This is a genomic window from Mesorhizobium sp. M5C.F.Ca.IN.020.32.2.1 (assembly GCF_004023105.1).
Classification (GTDB): Bacteria; Pseudomonadota; Alphaproteobacteria; order Rhizobiales; family Rhizobiaceae; genus Mesorhizobium; species Mesorhizobium wenxiniae.
Window position 1 is genome coordinate 1 of record NZ_RZSX01000712.1, and the last position, 3366, is coordinate 3366.

The following is a 3366-nucleotide window of genomic DNA, read 5'->3' on the forward strand; positions in this document are numbered from 1 at the left end:
CCGCATTGTGCTTGAAAGCGGCGAGACGATGCGGTCGGCCTGCATCGTCTCGCCGCTTTCAAGCACAATGCGGCCGGCCTCGGCGTCAACTTCCACCACCTTGCTGTTTTCGTAGACATTGGCGTGGTTCACGCGCAGCCATCTAGCGAGGCGGGTCGCAATCTTGCGACAATGCAGCGCACCGCCGTCCGGTGAAAAATATGCGTAGCGGAACGAGCCGGGCTCCAGGAACGGCCAGCGTTTAGCCGCGGCGTCCGGCTCGAACAGTTCGAATGGATAGTTCCCGGCTTCCATGCCTTCGCGGTATTCCTCGGCTTCGTCTCCCGGCTCCCGCGAAATGCAGATGAAGCCGCGCGGATCGAGATGGTTTTCGCCGAGATCGGCCCACATCTCGTCCCAGACCTCATAGGCTTCGGTGATCAGCCTGCCATAGCCCGCCGCTGCGCCATAGGCGCGGCGGATGATGCGATGATGATCGCCCGAGGCAGCAAGCGGATTGGGAATCGGTCCCTGCTCGACGATCGAGACCCGGTGCCCAGCTTTGGCCAGCGACCACGCCGTCGACAGCCCTGCAATGCCTGCGCCAACCACGATCACATTCATCAAGTCAGTCTTTCCGCAGCCGCTTCGGCCGGCTCAACGCGCTTTTGTGCATGTCCCAAAACCGCTTCACACTTTTGGGCGACATGCATCGGATTGTCGTGCGCCAACATACGGTCTGGCGCCAAGCTGGCAAGCCTTGGAGCGCCGCGCGTCGATGGACGCGCAAAGGACGCTCCAACACTTTGAATCCGCGCATGATCCTTGCCGAAAACCGATTCCGGTTTTCGGGGTCATGCGCTAATGATCCAGAATGACCGATTTGGTACCACCAACTTACCTGGCCTTCGATCAAACCACCCGCCATGTGCGGCTCGATCCGCACGAGCCGGCTTTCTTCCAGAATCCCTGTGAGGCCTATGCCTTTATGCACGGCCGATCGAATGTCATCTTCTGGGAAGAGTTCGGCTTCTGGTGCTTTGGCGGCTTCGACGACGTCAACCGGCTGCTGCGCGATCGCCGCTTCGGCCGCCAGAACCCGGCCGGCATCCCTGACCGCCGGAGCATAGACCAGGACCGCACGCATCTCAGCGCCTTCGACGGCATCGAGGCCAATTCGATGCTGGAACTGGAACCGCCCGTTCACACCAGGCTCAGAACGCTGGTCAACCGCGCCTTCGTCCCGCGTCAAGTCGAGCGGCTCACGCCGCGCGTAGAGGCGCTGGCCAACGAGTTGATCGACCGTTTCGAACCGGGCCAGGTCGACCTGCTGCCGGCTTTCGCATCGCCTTTGCCGATCACCATCATTGCCGAAATGCTCGGCGTGCCGGTCGAGATGGGGCCGCAACTGCTCGACTGGTCGCATCAGATGGTCGCCATGTACATGCATGGCCGCACACGTGAGACGGAAGAGACGGCCAATCGCGCGGCGCGGGATTTTTCGGATTTCCTGCGCGGCTATGTTGCCGAGCGGCGCAAAAACCCCGGCGACGATCTGTTGTCGCTGCTGATCTCGGCGCAGGACGATGGCCAAAAACTCTCCGAGGACGAACTGGTGTCCTCGGCTGTCCTGCTGCTCAATGCCGGCCACGAGGCGACCGTCCACCAGACCGGCAACGCGGTGCACGCGATCCTCGCGCAAGGCGGCAACCCCCGCCGCTTCTTCACCTCGCCACAAACGACAGCCGCCACGGTCGAAGAATGCCTGCGCTTCGACGCGCCGCTGCACATGTTCACGCGCTATGCCTATGAAAAGATCGAGGTGGGTGCCGGTGTCATCGTGCGGCCGGGCGAGACGATCGGCCTGCTGCTCGGTATGGCCAACCACGACCCGGCGGCGTTTGCCGAACCCTTCGCCTTCAGGCCGGATCGTGCGGACCAGAAGAACGTCTCGTTCGGCGCCGGCATTCATTTCTGCATCGGCGCGCCGCTCGCCCGGCTCGAATTGCAGGTATCGCTGAAAACCCTGTTCGACCGGCTACCGCGGCTCTATCTCGCCGAACAGCCGCGCTTTCGCGACACCTATCATTTCCATGGGCTGGAAACGCTCGCCGTGCACACCGGACAAGTGATCAAAGCTTGATCACATACTCCTTGCGAGTCGTTTCAAGCACTTCCCAGCTGCCCTTAAAACCCGGCCTGAGCACGAAACTGTCGCCGGCCCTGACGGTGCGCGCCTCCCCGCCCTCATCAGCGATCACTGAAACGCCCGACAGGATGTGGCAGAACTCCCACTCGTCATATTCGATGCGCCATTTGCCCGGGGTCGCCTCCCAGATGCCGGCATAGAGCCCGCCGTCGCGTTCCTCGACATTCCAGGTGCGAAATTTCGGATCGCCTGAAATCAGACGATCCGGCGCCGGCGCGCCAAGTTCCGGTTCGATGCTGTCGACATTGACGGAAAGAAATTTCGGCGCGGTCATGGAAGCTCCTTCCAAGCAGAATCAAACGTTGGCGAGAGCCTGTTCCAGATCGGCGACGATGTCGTTGACGTCCTCGATGCCAATCGAGAGCCTGACCGTATCCGGCCCTGCGCCTGCCGCGACCTTCTGCTCGTCGGACAGCTGCCGATGCGTGGTCGATGCCGGATGGATGACCAGCGACTTGGTGTCGCCGACATTGGCAAGGTGCGAGAACAGTTCGAGCGCCTCTACGAATTTGATGCCTGCCGTATAGCCGCCCTTCAGGCCGAAGGTGAACACGGCACCGGCGCCAAGTGGCGAGTACTTCTTCTGTAGCGCATTGTTCTTGTCACTGGGCAGGCCAGGATAGGACACCCAGGCGACCTTTGGGTGGTTAGACAGCCACCCGGCGACGGTGACCGCATTGTCGCAATGGCGCTGCATCCTGAGCGGCAGGGTTTCCAGCCCGGTCAGGATCAGGAATGCATTAAAGGGCGAGATCGCCGGGCCCATGTCGCGCAGGCCAAGCACGCGCGCGGCAATGGCGAAAGCGAAATTGCCGAAGGTTTCGTGCAAGACGAGGCCGCCATATTCGGGGCGCGGCTCCGACAGCATCGGATATTTGCCGGATTTCGACCAGTCGAAGGTGCCGCCGTCGACAATGGCGCCGCCGATCGAATTGCCGTGGCCGCCGATGAACTTGGTCAGCGAATGCACGACAATGTCGGCGCCATGCTCGATTGGCCGCACCAGATAGGGCGAGGCCAGCGTGTTGTCGACGATCAGCGGCAGGCCGTGCTTGCGGGCGATATCGCCGATCTTCTCGATGTCGACGAAGACACCGCCCGGATTGGCCAGACTCTCGATGAAGATCGCCTTGGTCTTTTCGTCGATCTGGCTTTCGAAGGTCGAGATCTCGTTGGTG

The 3366-nt window shown here is 61.7% G+C and carries 4 protein-coding genes; 1 reads left to right on the forward strand and 3 read right to left on the reverse strand.

The genetic code is table 11. The annotated features are described in order from the left end of the window. Nucleotides 1-603 (reverse strand): FAD-dependent oxidoreductase (locus EOA86_RS27505; RefSeq protein WP_164892023.1); only part of this gene is annotated, 603 nt, incomplete at its 3' end. A gap of 250 nt (nt 604-853) precedes the next feature. Between EOA86_RS27505 and EOA86_RS27510 the strand changes: the two genes are divergently transcribed. Beyond that, nucleotides 854-2122, forward strand: a complete 1269-nt coding sequence (locus tag EOA86_RS27510) for a cytochrome P450 (RefSeq protein ID WP_128344560.1) — start codon at nt 854-856, stop codon at nt 2120-2122. Here the strand turns inward: EOA86_RS27510 and EOA86_RS27515 are convergent. Both EOA86_RS27515 and EOA86_RS27520 read right to left on the reverse strand, forming a co-directional pair. Then, entirely contained in the window at nt 2112-2462 is a 351-nt protein-coding gene (locus tag EOA86_RS27515) for a cupin domain-containing protein (protein ID WP_128344561.1), read from the reverse strand. The genes EOA86_RS27510 and EOA86_RS27515 overlap by 11 nt on opposite strands. A 21-nt stretch (nt 2463-2483) precedes the next feature. Beyond that, nucleotides 2484-3366, reverse strand: an 883-nt coding sequence (locus tag EOA86_RS27520; protein ID WP_128344562.1) for an aminotransferase class V-fold PLP-dependent enzyme, incomplete at its 5' end; no start/stop codon positions are given.

What these genes read in the sequence shown, in the direction of transcription:
- EOA86_RS27510 (WP_128344560.1), top strand. Translation starts at nt 854, where the DNA reads ATGACCGATTTGGTACCACCAACTTACCTGGCCTTCGATCAAACCACC.
- EOA86_RS27515 (WP_128344561.1), bottom strand. Translation starts at nt 2,462, where the DNA reads ATGACCGCGCCGAAATTTCTTTCCGTCAATGTCGACAGCATCGAACCG.